The 2,306-nt window shown below is 59.5% G+C and carries 2 protein-coding genes and 1 pseudogene; all 3 read left to right on the forward strand.

Annotated elements, in window-relative coordinates:
- Positions 1-1,105, forward strand: a 1,105-nt coding sequence (locus tag VGI36_01535; GenBank protein HEY2483797.1) for a serine hydrolase domain-containing protein, incomplete at its 5' end; no start/stop codon positions are given.
- 492 nt (positions 1,106-1,597) lie between these two features.
- Positions 1,598-1,864, forward strand: a pseudogene (locus VGI36_01540) (ATP-binding protein).
- Between the two features lie 159 nt (positions 1,865-2,023).
- Positions 2,024-2,306: NAD(P)H-binding protein (locus tag VGI36_01545; protein ID HEY2483798.1), on the forward strand; the 283-nt coding region annotated here is incomplete at its 3' end.

Below are 2,306 nucleotides of genomic sequence, written 5' to 3' on the forward strand. Positions count from 1 at the left end.
TTTCTCGATGCAGGATCCGGCGGTTACCGCCGAACTGACGATGCGTCATCTGCTGACCCATGTCGGCGGCTGGGACGGCGACTATTTCGAAGATACGGGAAATGGCGACGACGCTCTCGATCGATACGTCAAGCTTTTGCCAGATCTGCCACAGCTTACCCGGCTGGGTACGGTGTTCTCTTACAACAACTCGGCGTTCGCGATCGCGGGCAGGGTAATAGAAGTGGTTACCGGCCAGACTTGCGAGAACGCACTCAAGGAATTGGTGCTGAAACCACTGGGACTGAACCAGTCATACTTCTTCCCGACGGATGTGATGCTACACGCCTTTGCTGTCGGCCACGGGGTTAACGAGGGTCAGAACTTCGTCCGGCGTCCATGGCAGTTGATACGCGCGAGCGCGGCGATGGGAGGAATCGCCGCATCGATGAAGGATCAGCTTCGCTACGCGCGGTTCCATCTCGGCGACGGCACCGCTGAGGATGGGACCCGGGTGTTGTCGAGGGAATCGATGCGCCAGATGCAAACTCCGGGCGACGTAGGGGAATTGGATTTCAAGATGGGACTGGCGTGGCAGATACAGGATATCGATGGGATTCGTCACGTGTCTCACGGAGGCGGCACCTTCGGACAGATTTCATTCTTCACGATGACACCGAGGCGCAACTTTGCGCTCGCCCTGACCACCAATTCGAACAGCGGGGGATTCTTGGGACGTGAGGTTACCAAAGATGTAGTCGCGCGGTTTCTTGGCAATCCTCAGTCCGAACCTGAGGAAATCGCGATGAGCGAGGCGCAGATTGCGGAATATGCGGGCCGCTATACTGCGACCCTGGACGACATCGAACTCCTCCCCGATGCCGGCAAACTAATGGCACAAGAGCACCCCAAAGGTGGTTTTCCGACCCGCGATACGGTGCCCGATCCAACCAGGCCACCACCATTTCGCGTCGGGCTGATCGCTCCCGATCGCCTTGCGGGAATGGACCCGCCATACAAAGACGAGCAGGGCGAGTTCCTTCGTAACTCGGACGGCTCGATCGCTTGGCTGCGTTTCAACGGGCGAATTCATGCCCCACTCCGTTCCGATCAGAAACGGGCCTAGGTGGGAACACACGCTATCTCGCCGATGTCCTCACCGAATCCGCACCGCCGATGCAATCGAGGCTCATCTGGGCAGTAAGAGAACCGCTTGCCCACTGAGTTTCATCTCGGATCGTTGCGCGATTGCTAGGCTTTCCGCCGATGGCACCCGAATTGGAGGCGCATGAGATCTCTTCCTATCCCGGTGGCGGTGTGATCAGTCTCCAATCGATCGTGCTGTTGTGTCGAAAATGCCACCACACGATCCATCTGGAGCGCTCGGTGTCATGGGCGCGAGACCGTGCGCGGTGGAAGTGGGAGGACGAAAATCCATCCCCAAACCGTCGAGTCTCCTGGCCGACGGTCGAGGCTTTGCGAGCTAAGATGGCAGTGGCAGACGAGGCCGCGACCGCATACCGCGAAGAAATGCTCACGCACTACTGCAAGGTGAACCGCGTCACGCGGAGACAGTGTGAGCGAGATTATGAGAATGCCGACCCGCCTCACGACATAACATCTACCGATGACGCGCGAGCAGGCCAACCTGTTCTTTCAGGTCATCGCGCAGCGCTACGAACGCGGCTCAATGATCCTCACCTCCAATCTCACCTTCGGCAGTTGGGATAGCGCTTTCGCCGGCGACGGAGTGCTCACCGTGGCGATGCTCGATCGGATCCTTCACCATTATGTCATCGGCAACATCAATGGCGAGAGCTTCCGCCTAAAGGACAAGCGCAAAGCCGAACTGCTTACAGCTCCCGGCAAGATAGCGAAGCACTAGATCACAGGTGGTTCGCTTGCCCACGTAGCCGCTCCGCAGCCTTTGTGGCTCCTTCCTCACCGTCGCCAAAGGAATAGATGGTTCGACAGAGCAGGTGGCTGGTAAGATGCCTGATCGACGTTTCTGAACGATGCAATGTCCGAAAATGGGAGAGCGAACATGCCAAAGGTCCTGATAGCCGCCGCGGGGGGCCGCGTCGCCCGGCGTGTCGCCGCTGCGCTCTGCGCCCGTAGCGAGCCTCCGCGAGCGCTGGTGCGAAACGCCAGCAAAGCTCGTGGCGTGCTGGTCGACGACCGAGGTGCACCACTGCCGCTCGAGATGGCGGTGAGCGAGTTCACCGACCGCGACGGCCTGAGGCGAGCGCTAGCTGGAATCGAGGTAGCGTTCCTCGCGCTCGGCAGCAGCCTGCAGCAGGTGGACCTTGAGCAACGCTTCATCGACG

Source organism: Candidatus Binataceae bacterium, from assembly GCA_036495685.1.
Classification (GTDB): Bacteria; Desulfobacterota; Binatia; order Binatales; family Binataceae; genus JAFAHS01.